The sequence below is a fragment of the Undibacterium sp. WLHG33 genome, from assembly GCF_049544815.1.
Lineage (GTDB): Bacteria > Pseudomonadota > Gammaproteobacteria > Burkholderiales > Burkholderiaceae_D > Undibacterium.
The window spans coordinates 3,395,500-3,418,210 of the sequence record NZ_CP186697.1 but is presented as its reverse complement, the minus strand read 5'-3'; the positions used below and the strand labels follow the sequence as shown (position 1 = coordinate 3,418,210).

The 22,711-nt window shown below is 46.4% G+C and carries 17 protein-coding genes, 1 tRNA gene and 1 pseudogene; 6 read left to right on the top strand and 13 right to left on the bottom strand.

Annotated features, from left to right (window positions below):
* Positions 1-12 precede the first annotated feature (12 nt).
* The gene (locus ACOTSW_RS15415) at positions 13-1,581 is read right to left on the bottom strand and encodes a cytochrome ubiquinol oxidase subunit I (RefSeq protein ID WP_423679964.1); all 1,569 of its coding nucleotides are present in this window, start codon (positions 1,579-1,581) and stop codon (positions 13-15) included.
* Positions 1,578-1,853, bottom strand: a complete 276-nt coding sequence (gene cydP / locus ACOTSW_RS15410; protein ID WP_423679963.1) for a cytochrome oxidase putative small subunit CydP — start codon at positions 1,851-1,853, stop codon at positions 1,578-1,580. The genes ACOTSW_RS15415 and cydP overlap by 4 nt, the downstream gene beginning before the upstream one ends.
* A gap of 78 nt (positions 1,854-1,931) precedes the next feature.
* Here cydP and ACOTSW_RS15405 point away from each other — a divergent pair, with 78 nt between their 5' ends.
* The 3 genes from ACOTSW_RS15405 to ACOTSW_RS15395 all read left to right on the top strand — a co-directional run bounded on the left by ACOTSW_RS15405 (position 1,932) and on the right by ACOTSW_RS15395 (position 8,003).
* A complete protein-coding gene (locus ACOTSW_RS15405) occupies positions 1,932-3,278 on the top strand; it encodes a sigma-54 interaction domain-containing protein (protein ID WP_423679962.1) in 1,347 nt (448 codons plus the stop codon).
* An 811-nt stretch (positions 3,279-4,089) separates the two neighbouring features.
* Entirely contained in the window at positions 4,090-5,754 is a 1,665-nt protein-coding gene (locus tag ACOTSW_RS15400) for a methyl-accepting chemotaxis protein (protein ID WP_423679961.1), read from the top strand.
* 83 nt (positions 5,755-5,837) lie between these two features.
* A complete protein-coding gene (locus tag ACOTSW_RS15395) occupies positions 5,838-8,003 on the top strand; it encodes an EAL domain-containing protein (RefSeq protein ID WP_423679960.1) in 2,166 nt (721 codons plus the stop codon).
* 1,199 nt (positions 8,004-9,202) lie between these two features.
* On the opposite strand, the pseudogene ACOTSW_RS15390 reads toward ACOTSW_RS15395, so the two are convergent.
* The 8 genes and pseudogenes from ACOTSW_RS15390 to ACOTSW_RS15355 form a co-directional block, all read right to left on the bottom strand.
* Positions 9,203-9,463, bottom strand: a pseudogene (locus ACOTSW_RS15390) (IS3 family transposase); the annotation flags it as partial.
* Positions 9,464-10,717: 1,254 nt separating this feature from the next.
* Positions 10,718-11,047 carry a hypothetical protein gene (locus ACOTSW_RS15385; RefSeq protein ID WP_423679959.1) on the bottom strand — a complete coding sequence of 110 codons (330 nt, stop codon included), beginning with the start codon at positions 11,045-11,047 and terminating at the stop codon, positions 10,718-10,720.
* A 341-nt stretch (positions 11,048-11,388) separates the two neighbouring features.
* Positions 11,389-11,592, bottom strand: coding sequence for a helix-turn-helix transcriptional regulator (locus ACOTSW_RS15380; protein ID WP_423679958.1), 204 nt, complete (start codon positions 11,590-11,592; stop codon positions 11,389-11,391).
* Positions 11,593-12,125: 533 nt separating this feature from the next.
* Positions 12,126-12,217, bottom strand: a tRNA-Ser gene (locus ACOTSW_RS15375).
* 118 nt (positions 12,218-12,335) lie between these two features.
* Positions 12,336-13,586, bottom strand: a complete 1,251-nt coding sequence (locus ACOTSW_RS15370; RefSeq protein WP_423679957.1) for an aspartate kinase — start codon at positions 13,584-13,586, stop codon at positions 12,336-12,338.
* Positions 13,587-14,073: 487 nt separating this feature from the next.
* Positions 14,074-14,640 (bottom strand): DUF1415 domain-containing protein, encoded by a 567-nt coding sequence (locus ACOTSW_RS15365; protein WP_423679955.1) that lies wholly within the window; start codon positions 14,638-14,640, stop codon positions 14,074-14,076.
* 215 nt (positions 14,641-14,855) lie between these two features.
* The gene (gene aceB / locus ACOTSW_RS15360) at positions 14,856-16,442 is read right to left on the bottom strand and encodes a malate synthase A (protein WP_423679954.1); all 1,587 of its coding nucleotides are present in this window, start codon (positions 16,440-16,442) and stop codon (positions 14,856-14,858) included.
* 31 nt (positions 16,443-16,473) lie between these two features.
* Positions 16,474-17,151 carry a haloacid dehalogenase type II gene (locus ACOTSW_RS15355; protein ID WP_423679953.1) on the bottom strand — a complete coding sequence of 226 codons (678 nt, stop codon included), beginning with the start codon at positions 17,149-17,151 and terminating at the stop codon, positions 16,474-16,476.
* Positions 17,152-17,327: 176 nt separating this feature from the next.
* Here ACOTSW_RS15355 and ACOTSW_RS15350 point away from each other — a divergent pair, with 176 nt between their 5' ends.
* Entirely contained in the window at positions 17,328-18,233 is a 906-nt protein-coding gene (locus ACOTSW_RS15350) for a LysR family transcriptional regulator (protein WP_423679952.1), read from the top strand.
* A gap of 64 nt (positions 18,234-18,297) precedes the next feature.
* On the opposite strand, the gene ACOTSW_RS15345 is transcribed toward ACOTSW_RS15350, so the two are convergent.
* Positions 18,298-20,016, bottom strand: a complete 1,719-nt coding sequence (locus ACOTSW_RS15345; RefSeq protein WP_423679951.1) for a methyl-accepting chemotaxis protein — start codon at positions 20,014-20,016, stop codon at positions 18,298-18,300.
* Between the two features lie 219 nt (positions 20,017-20,235).
* Positions 20,236-20,439, bottom strand: coding sequence for a cold-shock protein (locus ACOTSW_RS15340; RefSeq protein ID WP_162021796.1), 204 nt, complete (start codon positions 20,437-20,439; stop codon positions 20,236-20,238).
* A gap of 422 nt (positions 20,440-20,861) precedes the next feature.
* On the opposite strand from ACOTSW_RS15340, the gene ACOTSW_RS15335 reads away from it, so the two are divergent.
* Positions 20,862-21,332 carry a hypothetical protein gene (locus tag ACOTSW_RS15335; protein WP_423679950.1) on the top strand — a complete coding sequence of 157 codons (471 nt, stop codon included), beginning with the start codon at positions 20,862-20,864 and terminating at the stop codon, positions 21,330-21,332.
* 2 nt (positions 21,333-21,334) lie between these two features.
* Positions 21,335-22,363: a CapA family protein gene (locus ACOTSW_RS15330; protein ID WP_423679949.1), complete on the top strand. Its 1,029-nt coding sequence runs from the start codon at positions 21,335-21,337 to the stop codon at positions 22,361-22,363.
* Here ACOTSW_RS15330 and ACOTSW_RS15325 read toward each other — a convergent pair.
* Entirely contained in the window at positions 22,350-22,649 is a 300-nt protein-coding gene (locus tag ACOTSW_RS15325; protein ID WP_423679948.1) for a 2Fe-2S iron-sulfur cluster-binding protein, read from the bottom strand. The genes ACOTSW_RS15330 and ACOTSW_RS15325 overlap by 14 nt on opposite strands.
* Positions 22,650-22,711 lie beyond the last annotated feature (62 nt).

Below are 22,711 nucleotides of genomic sequence, written 5' to 3'. Positions count from 1 at the left end.
AATAATCTCCTTTTAAGCGTGCGCTGATGTGTGGTGTGCTTCGTGATCGTAGCGACCAACACCAAGACTGCCGGGGCCTTGCCGGGCAAACTTCACCATCAGATACATTTCAATAATGAGCAGCACTGTGTAAAAGCCGATGAAGCCAGCGAGAGAGCCGTATAAGCTGTTGACACTCAGTGTTGAAACACTCATGTGCGTTGGCAGTACGCCATAGATGGTCCAAGGTTGCCGACCATACTCTGCAACAAACCAACCCAATTCACATGCAATCCAGGGGGCTGGAAGCATGAATAAGGCCGTCTTCAGCAATATAGGGTTATGTTGAGCTTTCGTTTTTAATGTGCTCCAGAATGCGATTAAAAACAATAAAAGCATTGCGAAACCTAACCCGACCATAATTCTGAATCCCCAGAACATGGGAGTCACTTTAGGTACGGTATCGTTGACCGCTTTTTCTATAATTTCCGGTGTCGCCTGGTTCACATCCACGACGTATTTTTTTAGCAGCAACCCAAAGCCCAGATCCAGTTTATGTTGATCGAAAACCTGAAGCGCGACTGCATCCTGTCTGTTTTTTCGTAGCGCATCGAGGGCATTTACTGCGACGATACCTTGAATAATTCTTTCGCGATTCTTGGCCTTAATTTCGTGAATACCCGGAATCTCTTTACTGATTGAACGGGTGCCTATCAATCCCATTACCCACGGGATCTCAATTTCCCAATCATTCTTTGCTTCTTTTTCATTAATCTTGGCGACCAGCGTCAGCCCAGCGGGAGCTGGTTTGGTTTCCCACATTGCTTCAATCGCCGCCATCTTCGTTTTTTGCGCTTCACCAACGGTATAGCCGGACTCATCACCCAAAACAATGACGCTGAGAACTGAAGCTAAACCGAAAGCTGCCGCAACGCGAAAACTTCGCTTGGCAAATTCAATATCCCGGCCTTTCAATAGATACCAGCTGGAAATCGACAGGACAAACATAGCTCCGGTAACATATCCAGCTGAGACCGTATGGACAAATTTTGCCTGAGCATCGGGATTGAAAACAATCGCCCAAAAATCGACCATTTCCATTCGCATAGTTTGATAGTTGAATTCGGCACCGACAGGATTTTGCATCCATCCATTTGCAATCAATATCCAAAGAGCAGAGAGATTGGTGCCAATTGCCATAAGTGCAGTCACCAGCAAATGCTTAGGTTTACTCAAGCGATCCCATCCAAAGAAAAATAAACCAATAAAGGTCGACTCCAGAAAAAATGCCATTAAGCCTTCGATGGCAAGCGGTGCGCCAAAGATATCGCCTACGTAGTGAGAGTAATAAGCCCAATTGGTACCAAATTGAAATTCCAGGGTAATGCCTGTTGTTACGCCAAGAGCAAAGTTAATCCCAAATAATTTGCCCCAAAATCGAGTCATATCTTTCCAGATAATATTTCCCGTCATGACATAGACGCTCTCCATTATCAGCAGTAGCCACACCATGCCAATGGTGAGTGGTACGAATAGAAAATGGTATAAAGCGGTTGCAGCGAATTGCAACCGGGATAAATCAACTAATTGCTCTGAAATCACTTTGGTACTCCTTGTGAAGGTGCTGTCCCGCTTAATTTTTGGGCTATTTTTTCACTATCTACAACAACACGATTATCTCGGACAAAAACAAACCATAAGCCAATCAGCAATACAAGCTTGACCGCTATGGCGATCGCTAAATGTAAAAGAAGGCGTCGTTCACTAGATATCATGGTTACCTTACTTTGCAGATTCTGTGCCATATCAAGAATATGAATAAATACTATTAAAATCAGTATGTTAAGTAATAGTCGCAAAATGAATACTGCCACAATGACACTCAATTACTGCCATTATAGCAGCGTATGTCATAATGGCAGTGACTCATCACCTTTACTTACAGAGATATCATGTCCAGCCCATTGCCAGAGTTAAGCTCTTATCTTGAAGGGCTGACCGAGCCCCACATCCTGTTTGATCGCCAATACCGGATTCTTGCCGCCAACGCCGCATATCGACGCCAATTCAGTCCACAAGGCTCCGTTATCGGCAGGACATGCTATGAAGTATCACATCACTTTAATGCCCCTTGTGACCAGTCGGGAGAGAGTTGCCCATTAGCGCTGGCAAGTAAATCTGGGCAAAGAGAACGGATTTTGCATTTACACCATACACCTAAGTGTGAGGAATACATCAATATCGAACTGATACCGCTGCTCAATGAAAAAGGGGAACAAGCTTATTTTGTTGAGAAGATGGAGCCATTGCCTATGGCCAAGGGGCAACCAGAGGCACAAAAACTGATTGGTCGTGCGCCTGCTTTTAGGCGAATGTTAGAACTGGTTGCCCGTGTCGGGCCATCGGAGGCAAATGTGCTGTTATTAGGAGAATCGGGTACAGGAAAAGAGTTGGTCGCGTACGCAGTTCACGAATCAAGTTCGCGCGCGCACTCGCCGCTGGTTGTGGTGGAGTGTGCCAGCCTGACGGATACTCTGTTCGAAAGTGAACTTTTTGGCCATGAACGAGGCGCCTTTACAGGAGCAAGTTCCAGCAAAGCAGGCTTAGTGGAAGCAGCGAGTGGCGGCACGTTATTTCTGGATGAAGTGGGCGATATACCTTTGCCCATGCAAGTCAAACTGCTGCGCTTGCTTGAAAACGGAACATATCGACGTGTTGGCAGTACCCAGTTAAGGCGTTCAGATGTGCGTATTATTTCGGCTACTCACCGAGATTTACAGGCAATGGTTAAAGAAAAGAGTTTTCGTGAGGATCTCTATTTCCGACTGAGCACTTTTCCGATTCACCTACCCTCTTTGCGTGAGCGCTTAGATGACATTCCATTAATCTCACACTCGCTTCTCTCCAAGCTTGCCCCTAAGCGAAATTTAACCATATCGAAAGAAGCCCTGGACGCACTTCAAGATCATACGTTTCCAGGCAATGTCCGAGAACTACGCAATGTTCTGGAACGTTCAACACTACTATGCGATGGAACAGTGATTGAGAAAGAACACATAGAGCAAGCACTCGGCTCTATCCTGAGGACTGGAACTCTTGCAAGTACAAAAAAAAGTGATGGCACAAATAGTCTTCCGTTTTTGGAACGCAGCCAAGGGCGATCATTACTTCAAATTGAGGAAGAAGCATTCCGGATGCAATTACAAGCTCATCGTGGAACTCGTTCGCAGTTAGCGGAGAAACTCGGTATTAGCGAACGGTCACTCTATCGAAAATTACGCACCTTCGGATACCTATGAACTCAACTGTATTAGTTTCGATTTGATCTGACAATTCCGTACTTCAAACTGGGTGACTATCAGATCAGATCGCGACTACTACACTTGAAGCGATGTGTGATTTTCTTAAATTGAATGAACTTCACTGTAACCATCCCGCCAAAATGATCCACAAATAGCGATGGTTCTTGATGAAACCTAACATGTAAAAGGAGTTCGGAAGTTAGAACTAAGTCGTGCGCTTGCTGCATTGAATTACGACACAAATGACACCCAAAGATGTTTTACCGAAATTTAGTCCTGTGTTTGTCCTATTAGAAAAACTCAGAGGTAGCTGAACGAAATCCATAAAAATTCAGAGTTATCTGAACTTCGACATTACGCTAAATGCCGAAACTCACTTAATTGTGAATTTTGTTGAGTTGGCTCTTTTGTAGTTCATCGAAGATGCCAGTCATTCTTGCAGTAGGGGTGTCATAACGAATACTGGACTTGACTCGCGTGGGGGTGACTGACGTCACATATATTCTCTTCCATGAAACAGGGGATCGAAATCGTCGAACAATGTTAATTATCGTTGCGCGATCTGTATTGGCTGCCATCGCTGCAAAAGAGAACTATAAAATATTCCTATTAGCAATGAGATTTCACGCACGAGCCTAGTTGATATTGAAGGTTAAGCGGATCCACTGGCGCAGTCCGTCGTGCCTTGAATGCACATCATTCAAATAAGATACAATGCGGCGCAATTGTAACAAATAGTAACGAAAAGTAATTCCGGCATTACTAGGGTTCAAGACACTCTATCGAAACGATCTTACATATCATAAATATGAAAACACCATCACAAATTTCGGCTTATAAGAATCATAGGAATGGCTTCAATATAACAATTAAAACGAAGTTATTCTTGAGTTTCGGTATCACAAGTGCAGTTGTGTTTGCTATTTCCATTTTTTCGATATTTTCATTGTCCCAAGGAAGCTCCGAGTTTGTCGCTTACGTCGAAGGCGTAAATGCTAGGGCACTTGCTGTTGCCAGTGTCAGAACTGCGGCGGATGCGCGGGCCATTGCAGCGCGAAACCTGGTTCTCGTTTCGTCTCCGGAAGAAATAGCCAAAGAAAAGCAAGCTTTAGACCGGGCATTTCAAGAAGTAAATGACAATCTCTCAAAGCTGAATACCTTAGCCCAGCGCGATGACGTCCTTCTTGAAGCCAAGAAAAAAATTCAACGCATCGGGGAAATAGAAAAGCAATATGCCGTTGTTGCCACTGAGATTGCTGACTTGGTTCTGAAAGGCAAAAAGCAGGAAGCATCCGAAAAAATTGTTACGAACTGTCGCCCTCTCTTAGAAGCTCTGTCACTCGCCCAGCAGGATTATGCACAATACGCCAGTCAACGATCACAAAACTTGATGACCGAGGCAAAAATACATTATGAACAGAGAAGGAACTTGTTAATTGCTGGTTGCCTCCTCGCGATCGGCATTGCAGTCGCTGCCGGCCTCTTTATAACACGCTCCATATCTGACGGATTGAAAGATGCTGTAACGGTTGCCACTAGGGTAGCGAACGGTGACCTCGTATCAGAAATAAGCTTAAAGCGTCAGGATGAATTTGGAAAACTGCTCTCCGCGTTAGATATGATGCAACATAGTCTTTCCACCTTAGTAAAGAAAGTTATACACGGGGCAGACACCGTTGCCAAAGCAAGCTCTGTAATTGCTAAGGACAACCTTGAACTGTTTGACCATACAGAGAGTCAGGCGAGCTCTCTTGAAGAAACCGCTGCGTCTATGGACGAATTGGGTTCTGCGGTGCGGCAAAACGCTGAGAATGCCAATCACGCCAATGAGTTGGCACAAGCAGCCTCCTTAGTCGCCGGCCAAGGCGGAAAAGTTGTCGGTGATGTCGTGCAGACCATGAACGAGATTCAGGCGGCGAGCGAGCAGATCACCGAGATTATTTCGGTTATTGACGATATCGCATTCCAGACCAACATTCTTGCTTTGAATGCCGCTATTGAAGCAGCGAGAGCGGGAGAGCAAGGGCGTGGTTTTGCGGTGGTGGCCGGAGAGGTGCGGAGCCTTGCCGGAAGAAGTGCGGACGCAGCGAAGGAAATCAAAGCGCTTATCTCTGCCAGCACCCAGCGAGTCAGCGATGGCTCCAGGCTCGTCAACGAGGCGGGTAAAACCATGTACGACGTCGTCGAGTCGATTAAGCGAGTGAGCGCGATCGTTGCAGAAATTTCGTCATCCACTCAAGAGCAGAGTCTCGGAGTGAATCAGGTCGGAGAGGCGGTCTCAGAGATAGATCAAGCTACCCAACAAAATGCCGCTTTGGTAGAGCACTTAGCCGCGGCGACATCCAGCCTAAACACAGAAGCACAAGATTTGGTGGTTGCAGTGTCGAGTTTCAAAATATCTGACAGCAAGAGCTCACGGTATATTGCCAAAAGCAATTCGATCATTTCCCCATCTCCACTTCTCGTTGAATAAAAGCAGAAGGCACAACCAGTGAGGAGGTGCCGAAGAGACTCAAAAATACTAATTAATTTGATACCAGCTCGCTTATCGAAAAAATGAAAAACTGCTCAGATCACCTTGAAATAGAAAAAAATGAGAGGTTGCCAGGATTTACGCCGGAGGCATCTTTTGAATTCCTCCAGTCCTTGGTTAACGGAAGCAACGACGCCATTATCTCGAAATCACTTGACGGCAAAATCACAGGATGGAATCCGGCAGCCGAGAGAATGTTCGGATACAAATCCAGCGAAATTCTTGGTCAATCCGTTCTGAAACTATTTCCTGATAATCTTATAGGCGAGGAAGGAAAAATCATCTCCCGCATTATGCTCGGAGAGCAATTACAGCACTACGAGACAATTCGCAAAAGAAGAGACGGGAGCGTATTTCCTGCATCCGTCACTATCTCTCCAATCGTTGATAAAAATAATCAAATAATTGGCGCCTCTAAAATTGTCAGAGATGTCTCTTTGAGGCGTGCACTGGAAGACCAGATGCGGCTCTCTGCGAAAGTTTTTGAATACGCAAATGAAGCGATCATTGTTGCCGACAACGATGGCAAGTTCATTCACGTGAACAAAGCTTTCACAGAGATAACTGGTTATGGCCTGGAAGATGTCATTGGTAAGACCCCTACACTTTTTAAATCAAGTCGGCAGGGACCGGATGTGTCGGTTCAGATGCTGGCAGATTTAAAATCTCAGGGACATTGTCAAGGTGAAGTATGGAGCCGACGAAAGACAGGAGAGGCTTTTGCAGCGCTTGTCAGCGTCAGCCGCGTGGACGAGCAAGATGGTTCGCCAGGCCGCTACATCGCCATGTTCGCAGATATCACAACGATTCGCGAGCAACAAGAATTGCTGGAACGAATGGCGCACTATGATCTGCTGACCAATCTCCCGAACCGGATTCTTCTCGCGGAACGATTAGAGCAAAGCATCAAGAAGTGCGACCGGCATAAAGCCGAACTTGCGGTAGCGTACCTTGATCTGGATGGCTTCAAAGAGATCAACGATAAGCTCGGTCATTCTATTGGTGATGAGGTACTGGAGGCTATCGGACGTCGCATGTCCGCCACAATAAGGGAAACTGATACATTAGCTCGTATCGGAGGAGATGAATTCGTTCTTCTCATCGAGTTCGAGCATGGCTCAGAAGAGTATTTAACTGCGCTTCATCGAATTTTAACGGTATGTAAGCAAGCCGTCATTGTGGATGGAGTCGAAGTCGTTCTTTCTGTAAGCGGAGGCGTCACCGTCTATCCGAACGACGATGCAAGTCCTGATCTGTTATTAAGGCACGCTGACCAGGCTATGTATGAAGCAAAACAAGCCGGCAGGGATCAAATCAAGTGCTTCGATACTAAACGTGATCAAAGGGTCCAAAAAACCTACTCGCTGATCAACGGGCTCTCAAAGGCAATTGAAAATGATGAATTATTTTTAGAATTCCAGCCAAAAGTTGATGTCACGAATGGAGATATCATTGGGGCTGAAGCATTGATAAGGTGGGCACATCCTGAAAGAGGAACACTTTATCCTAATGAATTTATCAGACCAATTGAGGACTTGCCTATCATTGATACGGTGGGATATTGGGTTATCGAAAAAACTCTTAATTTACTCGAAAGGCTGCAAGCAGTCGGATATGAATTTCCAATCAGCGTCAACATCGCTCCAAGACATTTTCTGGAAAAAGATTTCCCTGAAACCTTGCGTGATATTTTAAATTCCCGCAAGAAATTTATAATCGAAAAACGCTTGCTTGAAATAGAAATTATCGAAACTCAGAAATTTTTCGATCTTTCCAGTGTCTCAAACATCATGCATTCATGCTCTGAAATGGGAGCTAGGTTCTCTCTTGACGATTTTGGCACTGGTTATTCCTCACTTCTGTACCTCAAGGAACTCCCTGCCGAGACTCTGAAAATAGATCGAAGTTTCATCACCGGCATGAACGAAAGTCAGAATGACCTCCTGATTGTAAAAGCCATTCTCGGGCTGGCCAGTGCGTTCAACAGAGAAGTGATTGCTGAGGGTGTAGAGACGTACGACCAGGCAAATTTATTGGTCAATCTTGGATGCCGTGTAATTCAAGGTTATGGAATCGCTAAGCCAATGCCGGAAGATAAGTTTGAACAATGGTGCAAAGAGTGGAATAACCGGCAGCAGTCATTACTGCTCGACAAAGGTCTCGCGTTTCCGGGCATAACCCTCCCTTAAAATCGAGCCGCAGATAAACAGAGTTCATGAGACAAACTTATAAGCCAAAGGAAAATTTCGGCTGAGCTTTGCCACCTCATCAGGAAGATCACCAGGAAACTGCGCCCTCCTTAATCCTTGGGTGAGTGAGTCTTATTCTTGCCTATAAAATGGTTCTAACGGAGATGCGTCAGGTTTTTCGATCCAGCTTCAAGTCCAACGCTTCGTACTAGAAAGGAGTTCGATTCCCAACATTGATTGATACAGTAAAAGTAAAAGATACTTTATTATTGTAATTATAAGGTCTGCATAGCAGGACGTATGCGGTGAGGTAGTCTAAGATTTAAATCTGTAAGTCGCAGTTTTCTATTGCCCGATTATTACCTTGATCAACTTTCACCCGTGAAAGTTGATCAACAGGGAAGCCAATCATATCTGTATTCATCTGCGTGCATTTGTAATTTGTAATGACACGCTCCGCCCAGCAGGATGTCTGCCGTGACGTAGTCAAAGATTTAAATTTGTAAGTCGCAGTTTTCTATTGCCCGATTATTACCTTGATCAACTTTCACCCGTGAAAGTTGATCAACCGGGATGCCAATCATATCTGTATTCATCTGCGTGCATTTGTAATTTGTAATGACACGCTCCGCTTAGCAGGATGTCTGCCGTGACGTAGTCAAAGATTTAAATTTGTAAGTCGCAGTTTTCTACTGCCCGATTATTACCTTGATCAACTTTCACCCGTGAAAGTAGATCAACCGCGAAGCCAATCATACTGTATTCATCTGCGTGCATTTGTAATTTGTAATGACACGCTCCGCTTAGCAGGATGTCTGCCGTGACGTAGCCTAAGATTTAAATTTATAAGTCGCAGTTTTCTACTGCCCGCTTATTACCTTGATCAACTTTCACCCGTGAAAATTGATCGACCGGGAAGCGGATCATATCTGTAACTGTTTTATTTGCTGCAAACTATGCCTGTTTCTTTGCAATTAAGACCTATTAGGCACGTGGCTGAGTAGACCCAATTTATAATCACCGAAAGTCAGGCAATGTGACCAGTTCGGGGCATGCTTCCCTCGTTTGGGATAATTGTCTTTTTCTTGTAATTTAGTTCGATTTAGAGGTGATTGGAAGGTCTTGTATTTGACTTTCACGCGTGAAACCTGTCTTTGGGGGTGCTGGGGAATGCGGACAAAACTTGGACTGTTTGATGCCGTTAATCCGAGACTATCTCGGTATTCTAGTGGACTGCGAGAGCTAAAGGAGATTTTAATCCGTTTTTCGTTGTACCTGCGAATGTAGGAGTCGAGTACCTGAATGAACTACTCAATTGTTGCTGTTCGCCAGTCCCAAAGATAGAACATCTCCGTTTTCAACCGCCCGAAGAAGCTTTCACATGCAGCATTGTCAGGCGAATATCCTTTGTGCGACATGGAGCGAATCAGCTTCGTATTTTCGATCCGCGACAGCCACCCTCAACACCATTTGTTATTGAGTGTCATCGCCATTGACCAATGAAGTCACTGGTGCTGACACTCTCGTTTTTTGCCCTCATCAGCAAAGTGTCCTACGAAAACACTTCAGCGAATTAATGAAAAAGGTCACGCCGCTGAGATCCAGCTTTTTCATTGAACACGTGTTCCACTGAAGTGTTTTAGCCAAATTGCGTCTTGTGTTTCGGATTAACCTGGTTCACATTTGTGCGAAACGTTGATGTTTTATAGTCTCAGGCAAGCTCGTTATTTGTCAGCTTGAAGTGCGTTAGGCCTGTTGAATTTTTTTGCCTAGGGGACAGACTGTACAAGTGAGTAATGCGAAAAATGAATGCCTACACAGTGGCAAGCAGATACAGACCAGAAGGTCGACGCCGCCACGAGTTGGACTAGCGAAGCCCTGGAGAGGACCATGCTCATACGTCATTGAGCCAGAATCCCCTCTTATTCCACTTTTATCAAGCAGCGACGGATAAATTATCAATAAGTTAATTTTAAAAATTCAAATTTCTGTGCAGGATGGGTGGGCTCTCCGACGTTAGAGAAGAGTCATGTAACCCCTGGTCGCTGTCCGACTTCATAAAAGTTGGTAATAAAGTGAAACGAGCTGAGATTATATAATTATCAATTAAATAATAATTATGAATTCATTTTACGACAAACCTCTTCATGGCTGCCCGTCACAAACTACGACACAAGCAATCTGAATAACAGAAGGCGGAGTACAGCAAAGGCATGTCTGGTAGGAGAAACACTGTGCAATGGAAAATACAAAAGTCGGTCAATAGGAGGTTTGGGGTCTCGTTACGACTAAGTGCCTGACGAGTCGTCACAGAAAGGCATCAGTGTGCTGACTTCATGGTTCCAGTGTTGTCTCCCCTGCTCACATCATTACAGGCGCTGGTCAAGGCGCTGGTCAAGGCGCTGTTCAAGGAGCCACTCTGTTGACACAGGTAGCAAGCGCGGCGAATCCTAAGTGACGTCTGAAGTGGTTACCTAAGAGAGTGACGCGGGCACCCAACAGGGATCGACAAATGGCGCGTTTAGGAACCCATGAGGCACCTCCCGAGTCGCCAAGCCAGGTGCTCAAGAGTCTACCAGGCAGGTGACCAAGTAGGCAGCTAATCACGCTTCGCCAAAAGCAATCTAAAATGAAAGGAAGCAGTTCGTCTGTTCAAATGTTAGTTCCAGTTCTACGCGCTCTTGGTCGCGAGTCACATCTAGTATTATTTATGGTTAAGACAGATGACTGAGCCATTCAAGCAACTGTGTTTGTGTTTCGTTCTCAAAAGACTCGCTGCGCTGCACTTCATCAAGCGTAGAAATCATCCACGACACGAATGCACTCCATCCAATTTCTGTCAATTTTTCTTCATAAATCAGTTCGACGCGTAGATCGTCAGGTATCGCGTAAAGCCATCGTTCAACGATAGATTGAAGCTCGTATGGAATGTGAGAAAAGTTCAAAACTTTCATAATATTGCCGTCTTTTCCTAAAATATCTTCGAAATTTAATCCGGCTTGTAGCCCGCAATGCAGAGAGCGTATTTTTTGTTCGATTGCCATTCAGTATCTCCAAAATAGGTTGTAGTAATGTCTTGCAAGAATAAAGCATCTGCCTGATCAGAAGCCCAGATTTCATCTATAAAATAGTCTGAAAATAAGTGTTTGATATGTCAAAAAGACGTTATATGACAGCAAATCAATTTGCAGACAGTTTTTTCTGGGCGCAGGTCAGCAGCAAATTGACTTAAACAAATAACGAGATGACGCCAGTGCTATATCGATCATTTCACCAGAATGAAGACCCTGTTCCTACGCGCTACAGTCTCTGAGAGAGTGCCGCATGAAGATGAATTTGCTCCCATCTTTCATAGGCACTTTCTCTCACTGCAAGCGGCAGAAGATTAGTGCCCTCTGTCAGATTGAAGGCACAGGGATTCGACCAGTTTGTCAATGTCGCTCTGCAGCCAAGCTACGGCGCGAGGGCCTATCTTGAAAGGTTTGGGGAAACGGCCAGAGTTAATACCTGCGTACCAAGTCGAGCGAGAGACCGGCATGATCTCGAGCACACGACGCAAGCGTATGAATTTTTTTGCAGTGGATTCCATAATAATTCCATCCCCAGTGGTCAAGCCGGAATTTGATTGAAATAATCAGTAGTGGCAGATGGGTCGTCCTACCAAGTCCGGAGACAGCAAATGATGTCTAAGAACGTATAGTTAAAACTATTAAGAATGGTTGATTTATTTTTTCGATAGGATTAGATGCCTGCAGACAGCCAAAGAAATGAGCATCTTCATTGAGGTAAATGCACGCCTAAAACACCAATACATCTGATCACATAACAAATTTACAAAACATCTTTCTTGGACTTATTTTTTAACGAAGTGTACGACGTAATAACCAGAAGTTAAACGTATGCAGAAAGAATTCGGCTTTCGAGGTGACATCAGTTCTCTTGGAGAGATAGTATTAAGGATGCTTCAAATGGAAACCACACACAAAAATAAAGACTGGACGAACTACCGATCACCACACAAAACCATGGATAGAAAAAAACCCACAACAGAAAATCTATTGTGGGTTTTTAAGTGGGACAAAATCAAAAACGTGCTATAAGTCATTGATTTTGTTATATTACTGGCGGAGACGGTGAGATTCGAACTCACGACCCAGGTTACCCCAGATGCTTCCTTAGCAGGGAAGTGCCTTCGGCCACTCGGCCACGTCTCCACACTTTCACAACCAAGTCATACAACTTGGCTGCAATCGAGACCAAGATCATAGCTGCTGAACTGCTTTTGGTCAACTACTCAGATAAACAAAAACAGTTTTTTCGCTAACTAAATAATCAGGCACTTTCCAGACCGAAAGCCTTATGCAGCGAACGCACTGCCAGCTCCATATATTTCTCGTCGATCAGCACTGAGATTTTGATTTCAGATGTCGAGATCATCAGAATATTGATACCTTCTTCTGACAAAGTACGGAACATCTGCGATGCGATACCAACATGGCTGCGCATACCGACGCCGACCACAGATACTTTAGAAACTTTGGTATCGCCGGCAATACTTGCCGCACCGATGTGTGCCTTCACGCTGCCTTCGAGCACCGCCATCGCTTTGGCGTATTCACCGCGCGGTACAGTGAAAGTAAAGTCGGTTTTACCTTCAACGGACTGATTCTGGATAATCATATCCACTTCAATATTCGCGTCAGCGACCGGGCCAAGGATCTGATAAGCGATGCCTGGCTTATCAGGTACGCCTAACACGGTGATTTTTGCTTCATCACGACTGAACGCGATGCCAGTGATGGTGGCTTGTTCCATATTTGTATCTTCCTCAAACGAAATCAGGGTGCCGGAATTCGCTTCTTCTTCCAGCGGCATTAAAGGGTCTGTCAGCGACGATAAAACGCGGGTAGGCATGCGGTAATTACCGGCAAATTCAACAGAGCGTATCTGCAAAACTTTAGAACCAAGCGATGCCATTTCCAGCATTTCTTCAAATGTCACTGTATTCAGGCGGCGCGCGTCGGAAACCACACGCGGATCCGTCGTATAAACGCCGTCAACGTCGGTGTAAATCAGGCATTCCTGTGCCTTCAATGCTGCGGCAATCGCTACAGCTGACGTATCCGAACCACCACGTCCCAGCGTTGTGATATTGCCCTGCTCATCCACACCCTGAAAACCGGTAATGACGACAATTTTGCCAGCAGCGAGATCGGCTTTGACTTTGGCATCGTCAATCGATTCGATACGCGCTTTGGTGTAAGCGGAATCGGTCTTGATCGGGACTTGCCAGCCAGCGTAAGACACGGCTTGTTTGCCGATAGCCTGCAATGCCATGGAGAGCAAACCGACTGACACTTGTTCACCAGTCGACGCAATCATGTCGAGCTCACGAGGATCAGGTTGCGCCATGATCTCTTTCGCGAGACCGATGATGCGATTAGTTTCGCCGGACATTGCTGAGGGCACCACGACTATCTGGTGACCGGCATCATGCCATTTGGCGACGCGCTTGGCGACGTTCTTGATGCGTTCAGTTGAACCCATCGAAGTCCCGCCGTATTTGTGGACGATTAAAGCCATAGATATATAAGACTGAAGGAGTAAAAAATGAGGTAAATCAATCCCTTACTGTACATGCTGCTCTGCAAAATAACAAGGAGCGATGCGACATGAATGCTGAAGAATACGTGGCAATCACGTTATTTCCGACAAATTTTCTATCGTTTCAAGAAAAAAAATCAACTAAAAACCGAATAATGCATATGCACAGCGTTTTCATCAACGACTTAAAAAAATTTACTTTTGCATCCTGAAATTTACATTTTCAGGGGAGTATGCGCCGATATTGCCTTAACCCCAGCATGAAATATAGGGCTTTAAATATACTCCGGGGAGTATATTTTTACCGAAAATTGCACTTGCCAGCGCTGCGAAGCCATCTGGCTGAAAGAGAACCACAACGGTGTATCCAGCTGTCGGGGAAGGCAGCTGATTGTAGAAAATAGTCATATCGCAGCGACGACTGCGGCAGCGCGGCACAAACAATACAGCTGCACGCCCTTCCCAGTTAATCTTTGCTTCCGGAAAACAGCTGATGCCAGCCTTCTATGCCAAGTTTTTGCATGGTCTCGATATTTTTTTCATAGATCATTTCCGCTTCCGGGAACGACTCCACGGCACGATCGATACTTTCTTCGCGCAATAAATGCAAAGTCGGAAATGGCGCACGGTTGGTATAGTTTTCGATGTCATCGATAGTGGTGTCGGCAAACTGGTAATCCGGATGGAAATTCGCAATCTGCAGAATACCGTCCAGATCAAGCTCTTCCAGCAAGCCGTCGGCGACATCAAGGAAATCGTTGAAATCGAGAAAATCCTTCAGTACATACGGGTGAATTAACAGAATGGTGTCGATTTTTTCCGGATTCGCTTCAGCCAGCACCTCCAGCTCGCGTTGCAGATCCTCGACTAAAGCTTCCGGTGTCGTCGCTTCACTGACGACGTAACGGATCTGTTTTTTAACATGAACGGATTTTGCAAACGGGCATAAATTCAGACCGATCACCGCTTTTTCTAACCACTCGGTGGTTTGCGCAATGATGTCGTCGTGGGTAAGAGGGTTTGCTTGTGACATAGGAAATTTTGATCGTCTGAAAGAGCGCAAGGATAGCACGCAGCAAGATGCCAGCATGTGAGCGCCAACAAGAAACACCCAAAAAAACGGCCCGGAAAGGTCCCGGGCCGCTTACTCAATGTGCGGCTATGCGCTGCCATCAGGCAAGGATTCGTCGCATTATCTGCCGCATATCCGACTGTATATTCAGCGGCATATCAGCGATTACAGGCAGATTAAATTTCTTCGTACAAAGGCAGTGTCAGGAATTCTGCAAAATCTGCAGAAGTCGACATTTCTTCGAAGATCTGTGCTGCGCGGTCATACGTTGCACCGTTACCAGCCACTTCTTTAACCTTCGCCAATTCTTCAGGAATCATCGCGCGCACCATGTCGGCTGTGACTTTGCGGCCATCTTCCAGATTACCCTTGGCTGAACGTATCCATTGCCAGACCTGGGAACGGCTGATCTCTGCCGTTGCCGCATCTTCCATCAGATTATGAATCGGTACGCAACCATTGCCTGCCAGCCATGCGCCGAGGTAATGAATACCGACGTTGATGTTGTAACGCAGACCTGCTTCAGTAATCGGTGTTTCAGGCTGGAAATTCAGCAAGTCTTTCGCCGTTACTTCAACATCCGGACGCTGCTTGGAAATCTGATTCGGTGCATCGCCCAACACTTTTTTGAATTCCGCCATCGCCAGATCCACCAGACCAGGATGAGCAACCCAGCCGCCATCGTAACCATCAGTCGCATCGCGTGCTTTGTCGTTACGAACACCGCCCATCGCGATGTCATTTTTTTCCGGATCATTTTTGATCGGGATCAGCGCAGCCATACCGCCGATTGCCGGTGCGTTACGCTTGTGACAGGTTTTCAGCAACAGCAACGCGTATGAACGCATAAATGGTGCCGTCATCGTGACTTTCGCGCGGTCCGCGAGACAGAAATCTTTGTTATTCTTGAATTTTTTGATGCAAGAGAAAATGTAATCCCAGCGACCAGCATTCAGACCAGAGCTGTGCTCACGCAGTTCATACAGAATTTCATCCATCTCAAATGCAGCAACGATGGTTTCGATCAGGACAGTCGCTTTGATTGTGCCTTGTGGAATACCGATTTCATTTTGTGCCATGACAAAAATATCATTCCACAGACGCGCTTCCAGATGCGATTCCATTTTTGGCAGGTAGAAATAAGGGCCAGCACCGCGTGCCAGTTGCTCTTTGGCGTTATGGAACAGGAACAGCGCAAAATCAAAGATGCCGCCGGAAATACGCTTACCATCGACCAGCACATGTTTTTCATCCAGATGCCAGCCACGCGGACGGACAACCAGCGTTGCGATCTTGTCGTTGAGCTTGTAAGACTTACCGTTTTGTTCCAGGCTGATCGTGCGGCGAACAGCGTCGCGCATATTGATCTGGCCAGTGATCTGGTTATCCCAGTTAGGCGTATTGGAATCTTCAAAGTCGGTCATGTAACTATCTGCGCCGGAGTTCAGGGCATTAATCACCATTTTGCGCTCAACAGGACCCGTGATCTCTACGCGGCGGCATTCCAGTGCCTGTGGGATAGGTGCGATTTTCCAGTCGCCTTCGCGGATGTGTTTGGTTTCTGGCAAAAAGTCAGGTGTCTCGCCAGCATCCAGGCGTTTTGCGCGCTCAACACGTGCGGCGAGTAACTCCTGACGGCGCGGCTCAAACGCACGGCTCAGTTTGGCAACCAGCGCCAGCGCTTCTGGTGTCAGAATCTGTTCAAAACCTGGCTTGATTTCACCAGTAATCTGCATACCTGCAGGTAAATTCAGTTGTGTCATGCTGCTCTCCTAGAAAATAAAACAAAAATAATTACTGCATTTGTTCAATAAAACCAGCTACATCCCTGAGTGAACGCCCGGTGCCATGCGGCGTCACACCTAGCTCTTCGAGTGGCGCATCGTGACGGTTAACCCAGAATGTTGTGTACCCGAACCACGTCGCACAACAAACATCCCAGGCATTCCCCGAAACAAATAAAATATTTTTTGCAGGTAATCCGAAAACATCCGGCCCCAGCTGATAGGCCTCCGGCGCTGTTTTGTATTTTTTCACTGAATCAACAGACAATAAATGACTGAAGATCCCTTGCATGCCGGCAGCATCCACAGCAGACTGCAGCATGTGCGTGGTTCCGTTAGATAAAATAGATAACTTTATTCCGCTGGCGCGCAACTGCTGTAATACCTCAAGATTTTCGGGAAATGCATCCAGCCTCGCATACTGCCCCATTAGTGCATTCTGGGCATCCAGCGTCAGATCCAGCTGTAATTTCTTGCATACAAAAATCAGGGCGTCCTGGGTCACCTCCCAGAATGGTTTGTACATGCTGCACATCGTGCGCAATTGCGTGTATTCAATCTGCTTGTTGCGCCACAATAAGGCCAATGCTTCCCCCTTACCGGGAAATAATTTTTCCCCCAGCTGGCTGATGGAGTACACATCAAACAAAGTGCCGTAAGCATCAAAGGCGATCGCGCTGATAGACATTTCACTCCTCAAACAGACAATAAATGCAGATTGCATTCCCGATGTGAAGAGTATATTCAATAAAAACCAACATAAACATACAGTTTTATCACTTTATCTTTTACTTTAAGTCAAAGATGGGTACACAATAATCCTTGTATGCTTATTAAGTCCCGATTATCACCCCGCGAGCGCCTATGGATCAATTCAAACAAATATCAACTTTTGCAGAAGTTGCGAGTCGTGGCAGTCTCTCGGCAGCCGCACGTGCCGAGGGCGTTGCTCCGGCCATGATCAGCAGAAGACTCGATGCACTAGAGGAGCGTCTGGGCGTGAAGTTATTGCAGCGTACAACCAGAAAAATCGCGTTAACCAACGAAGGCGCCTCGTTTCTGGAAGATTGCCAACGTATACTCACCGACCTCGAAGCGGCGGAATCATCTGTGTCAGAACGCAATGCGCACGCCAGCGGGCTGCTGACCGTCTCTGCGCCCGCTGGCTTCGGCCGCCAGCATGTGGCACCGCTGATTCCGTCTTTTCTGAGCGAGCATCAGGATTTAAAACTGACGCTGAGTCTGAATGACAGGGTCGTCGATCTGATCGGCGAAGGCGTGGATGTTGCAATCCGCATTGCCTCACTGACAGACTCTAACCTGATTGGCGTCAAACTCGCAGACAACAAACGTGTTGTCGTTGCCTCACCTGATTACATCAAACGACATGGCGCGCCGCGCAGTATTGATGAATTAAGCAGTCACAACTGCCTTGCATTCAGTGCCGACGGCAGTCAGCGCGGCTGGACCTTCCGTCAGAATGGAAAAAACATGACGGTCAAAGTAGAAGGTAATATGGTTTGCAATGACGGCGAAGTCCTGCATGACTGGGCCGTTTCCGGCAAAGGACTGGCGTGGCGCTCGATGTGGGAAGTCGGTGCCGAGATTGAATCAGGTCAGTTGATAACGGTGCTTGATGAGTACACAGCGCCAGGAAACGATATTTATGCGATATTCGCGCAACGTCGCCACCTGCCCTTACGGATCAGAGCTTTCGTGGATTTTTTAAGACAGGCATACAACAAGCCCGACTACTGGAAAAAATTCTGAGCACGAAAAACAATCAGAAAAAAAGGGCGCTCAATGCGCCCTTTTTTTCAAAAATCAATTTTGCTTAAAATTCTTCCCAGTCATCTTCTTTCGCTTGCTTGCTGACTTTGTCAGAAGCAGATGCTGCTGGTATCGCCGCTACTTTAGGTGTTTTTGCGGGCGTTACCGACGCTGGTGCCGGCTTAACGACAGCGCGCGGCACTGCCGGAGCTGCAGGCTTGTGTGATGTGCCAGTCACATTTTCCTGCAATTTAAAAATACCCACTGCCTGATTCAAATTATTGGCCTGATCGCGCATACTGCCGGCAGCAGCGGCTGCTTCCTCAACCAGCGCCGCGTTTTGCTGAGTTGCCTCATCCATTTTTGTAATAGCCTGATTGACCTGCTGAATACCATCGCTTTGTTCTGCGCTGGCAGCAGTGATTTCCGCCATGATATCGGCAACGCTCTGGATCGAGGAGACAATTTCATCCATCGTTTTACCAGCATCATCCACCAGACGGGTTCCGGCTTCAACCTTATCAACCGAATCAGCAATCAGCGTTTTAATTTCTTTTGCCGCACCGGCTGAACGTTGCGCCAGATTACGCACTTCGGTTGCCACCACCGCAAAACCTCGTCCCTGCTCACCGGCACGGGCAGCTTCAACGGCTGCATTCAGCGCCAGAATATTGGTCTGGAAGGCAATACCATCGATGACGCCGATAATATCGACGATCTTTTTCGAACTGTCTTTGATCGACGACATCGTATGCACAACGTCACCAACCACTTGTCCGCCACGCACCGCCACCTGCGATGCAGCAACTGCAAGCGTATTCGCCTGACGCGCATTGTCAGCATTCTGCTGCACTGTCGATGTCAGTTCTTCCATTGAAGATGCAGTCTCTTCCAGACTCGCTGCCTGCTGCTCAGTACGGGAAGACAAGTCCATATTACCGGTGGCAATTTCATCTGCAGACAAAGCAATGGAACTACTTCCCTGACGTACGATAGTCACGGTCTGAATCAGGCTCTGACGCATATTTTCCAGACCAGTTAACAACTGCCCCATTTCATCGTTTGAATCGGGTTTGATCTGTTGCGATAAATCGCCGTGACCAATAGCATCAAACTGCTTGAGCGCAAATCGTAATGGATGAGAAATCGCACGCAACAACAGATAAGCGGAGATAAATACTGCAATGAGGCCAGCGGCTACGCCTATAATATCGACCCAGACGAATATTTTGAATTCGTTTTCACTCTTCGTTAACAGTTGAGATGATGATGCGAACTGACATTCCGCCAACTTTACCACATTTTCAGAATAGACAGTGTAAAGTGCGGGCACACTGGTGACGTTGAACTTATCCGCCTCCTCCACATTTCCTGCTTTCAGCGCTGCCAATAAAGGCAGATACGCTTTCTTCAGGAAATCATCCCGCGCTGCGGCCACAACATCAGAAACTTTTTTCTCTTCACTATCTTGCGGCAAGCTCAGATATTTATTCCATGCCTCATCTGATTTTTTCAAAAAATCTTCGGCACGTGCGATCGTGGCTGCAGCTGTAGCACTATCCGGGTGAGAAACAGCACGATCAATCACGGTACGCGATCTTAGTAAATTAACCCTTGTTTCCGCTAATGCCTGTACCGACGGCAATTGATTCGTAAACAACTGATTGATGACAGTGTTACTGTTATGAACACCATAGATACCCATCAATCCGCCTATGGTCAGCATAATCGCCATCACTCCCATAGTACCGATGAGCCGCAATCGAATCGTTAAGTTGATCATTATTAAATTTCCTTTTTATGCCCGGATAGGTTCAAAGAAGAATACAAAATTTGAGAGGAAACATGTTGATTTAAGACAACATAATTCTTATACCTGAAATCGCAGTATAAAGTTCTTATGACAGTTTAGCGACTGACTTTTTTTTAAAAAGGTAAAAAAAAATCCCCGACGAATCGGGGATTTTTACAACAAGGCTTACTACGCCATTTAACGTCTGAATTACAGAGGCTGAATGTTAGAAGCTTGTTTGCCTTTAGGGCCTGTCGTTACTTCAAAAGAAACGCGTTGGTTTTCTTTCAGAGATTTGAAGCCGGAGGATACGATTGCGGAGAAGTGCGCGAACAAATCTTCACCACCTTCGTCTGGAGTAATGAAACCAAAACCTTTAGAATCATTGAACCATTTAACAATACCTGTTGCCATTACTATTTCCTATTTCAGTTAATGTGGGCGTCTGCCCGGTAAATCGTTTCAACCAAGTAAGAAATGACAGACTGATACTGCACTACCACTTTGAATCTCAACGACTAGCTGATTATACGCACAATTTTTAAGAGAAAGTAAAATAAAAATGTGAATAATGCGAATTATCCTCATTTTTGATCTTTTTTCTTGCTGAACGATCAGATCTCCACGACGTCGCGCGACTTACGGGCTCAAAACACCGGTAAATCGTCGCACCGATGCCAACGCGAAAAGTCAGTCTGCGCAGATAGTCACTCGTACTTAAAATCTGATCAGCACCTGCTTGGTCATATGCTGCGGTGCTGGCACGAACAACAGCGCAAGTGACAGTCCTCTTTGCAAGCCGAACAATCACTGCAATAATACTTTTCCATTTTTCAATGAAAAGCGCCGTCAACATGAGACCGAAGAAATACAGAACAATACAAGCTAACGGCCTTCTTCAACTTTACCGACGATTATTTACAACAGCATCGTTTTTAATATCCTTATGTGTGGTGTCTGTTAATGCCCATTCAGCCCCCTGGTTACGCTGCCAGGTCAGCTATGCCGGTAGTACGCAAATCGTAGAAACCGGAATCACCAACGATCCTTACGCGGTTGAATCAGTCGATATCCAAGGACGCTTCAAATTTAAAGCAGTGATGACAGGCAGCGACAGCGACATCAACTACATTAAGCTCTACGCTTTTTTTCAGACAAGGTCTGCTGATATTCCGATTCATCAGGCAAGCTACTACCCGCCACTCCCACTCCGCAAACAAGAAACGCCGTTCACCCCGAAAAATTCCCTGTACGCAGGAGATGTCGAACGCGAATTGCAATATCAATGCACGCTGGAAGATAAATAACCATGATGCTCAGTCTCTCGTCTATAAAAAAACTCCTCGCGGCATCTCTGACCCTGAGCTTACTGTTGCAACAGGCGCACGCAGATGAGCAGAAAAATCGTGTCAGCATTTTATTTGCGGGTGATATTGTTCTGGATGGCACACCGGGAAAACTGATCGCTGCGGGAGCTGACCCGTTGGCTCATTTTTCCGACATCATCAATACGACCGATATTCGCATCGCTAACCTAGAGTGCGTCGTTGCCACCACGGGTCATGCAGCAGATAAAAATTTCACATTCCGGGCAGCACCGAAAACTCTTACTACCTTGCGTCGTCATTTTGACGCAGTTTCAATCGCGAATAATCATTCCGGAGATTTTGGACGCGAGGCGTTCACCGAGATGCTCAGTCATCTGAATCATTATCAGGTGAAGTATTTTGGTGGCGGACGTGATCTGCATGAGGCGCACACACCTTTGCTAATCCGGAAAAATGGACTCAGCATTGCGCTACTCGGATATAACGAGTTTATGCCACGCAGCTTTGAAGCGACCGCACGCGAAGCCGGTGTCGCCTGGAGTGAAGATGAACAGGTCGTAGCGGACATCCGGAAAGCGCGTACCGAATACGGTGCGGACCTCGTTATCCCGTTTATGCACTGGGGTTGGGAAAACGACAAACATTCAACTGCACGCCAACAACAACTGGCACACCTGATGATAGATGCAGGCGCTGACGCTGTCATCGGCGGACATCCTCACGTTATTCAGGAAACTGAACAATACAAAGGCAAGCCGATTATTTACAGCCTGGGTAATTTCGTTATTGATGAATTAGACAATGAGCCGCAAACCCGCGGCTGGATTGTGAGACTGGAACTCGACAAATCCGGTGTCGCAGCATGGGATACGCGGCTCGCAAAAATCAGTCAGGATGGCATCCCGGCTCCGGTACCAGACGCTGCCACACCTTGCTGGAATAAGGAAGACGCCGGTGGCAAACTCTGCAGTAACGCAAAATCCGGCTTCCTGTCTGCTACCAAACCTTAATGGCTTCCGGAACATCGATAGTGACGTCGTTTTCAGCGAGGGCAACACAAGGGAGTATCCATCCCTCGGTTTTCTCTTCAGCACTCAGTCCCGGCCACTCGATACGATAGGAAACGGAACCTCGCAACAGCTTGCACATGCAGGTCCGGCAGGTTCCGTTGCGGCAGGAGTTAGGCAAGCGTATGCCGGACAATAATGCTGCCTCAAGCAAGCTGTCGCCGGGGGCAACAGTACATTGCCAACCTGAGGGCTGCACACTGATCTGCCAGTCTCTGACTTCGTCCATATTTACCTCACTGAACACGATATGAAAAAGCCGCAGCATCAATCATGATCTGCGGCTTTTTC

What these genes read in the sequence shown, in the direction of transcription:
- ACOTSW_RS15380 (WP_423679958.1), bottom strand. Translation starts at nt 11,592, where the DNA reads ATGGAATCCACTGCAAAAAAATTCATACGCTTGCGTCGTGTGCTCGAG.
- ACOTSW_RS15365 (WP_423679955.1), bottom strand. Translation starts at nt 14,640, where the DNA reads ATGTCACAAGCAAACCCTCTTACCCACGACGACATCATTGCGCAAACC.
- ACOTSW_RS15385 (WP_423679959.1), bottom strand. Translation starts at nt 11,047, where the DNA reads ATGGCAATCGAACAAAAAATACGCTCTCTGCATTGCGGGCTACAAGCC.
- ACOTSW_RS15355 (WP_423679953.1), bottom strand. Translation starts at nt 17,151, where the DNA reads ATGTCTATCAGCGCGATCGCCTTTGATGCTTACGGCACTTTGTTTGAT.
- ACOTSW_RS15400 (WP_423679961.1), top strand. Translation starts at nt 4,090, where the DNA reads ATGAAAACACCATCACAAATTTCGGCTTATAAGAATCATAGGAATGGC.
- aceB (WP_423679954.1), bottom strand. Translation starts at nt 16,442, where the DNA reads ATGACACAACTGAATTTACCTGCAGGTATGCAGATTACTGGTGAAATC.
- ACOTSW_RS15335 (WP_423679950.1), top strand. Translation starts at nt 20,862, where the DNA reads ATGAAAAGCGCCGTCAACATGAGACCGAAGAAATACAGAACAATACAA.
- ACOTSW_RS15340 (WP_162021796.1), bottom strand. Translation starts at nt 20,439, where the DNA reads ATGGCAACAGGTATTGTTAAATGGTTCAATGATTCTAAAGGTTTTGGT.
- ACOTSW_RS15350 (WP_423679952.1), top strand. Translation starts at nt 17,328, where the DNA reads ATGGATCAATTCAAACAAATATCAACTTTTGCAGAAGTTGCGAGTCGT.
- ACOTSW_RS15395 (WP_423679960.1), top strand. Translation starts at nt 5,838, where the DNA reads ATGAAAAACTGCTCAGATCACCTTGAAATAGAAAAAAATGAGAGGTTG.
- ACOTSW_RS15325 (WP_423679948.1), bottom strand. Translation starts at nt 22,649, where the DNA reads ATGGACGAAGTCAGAGACTGGCAGATCAGTGTGCAGCCCTCAGGTTGG.
- ACOTSW_RS15405 (WP_423679962.1), top strand. Translation starts at nt 1,932, where the DNA reads ATGTCCAGCCCATTGCCAGAGTTAAGCTCTTATCTTGAAGGGCTGACC.
- ACOTSW_RS15330 (WP_423679949.1), top strand. Translation starts at nt 21,335, where the DNA reads ATGATGCTCAGTCTCTCGTCTATAAAAAAACTCCTCGCGGCATCTCTG.
- ACOTSW_RS15370 (WP_423679957.1), bottom strand. Translation starts at nt 13,586, where the DNA reads ATGGCTTTAATCGTCCACAAATACGGCGGGACTTCGATGGGTTCAACT.
- ACOTSW_RS15345 (WP_423679951.1), bottom strand. Translation starts at nt 20,016, where the DNA reads ATGATCAACTTAACGATTCGATTGCGGCTCATCGGTACTATGGGAGTG.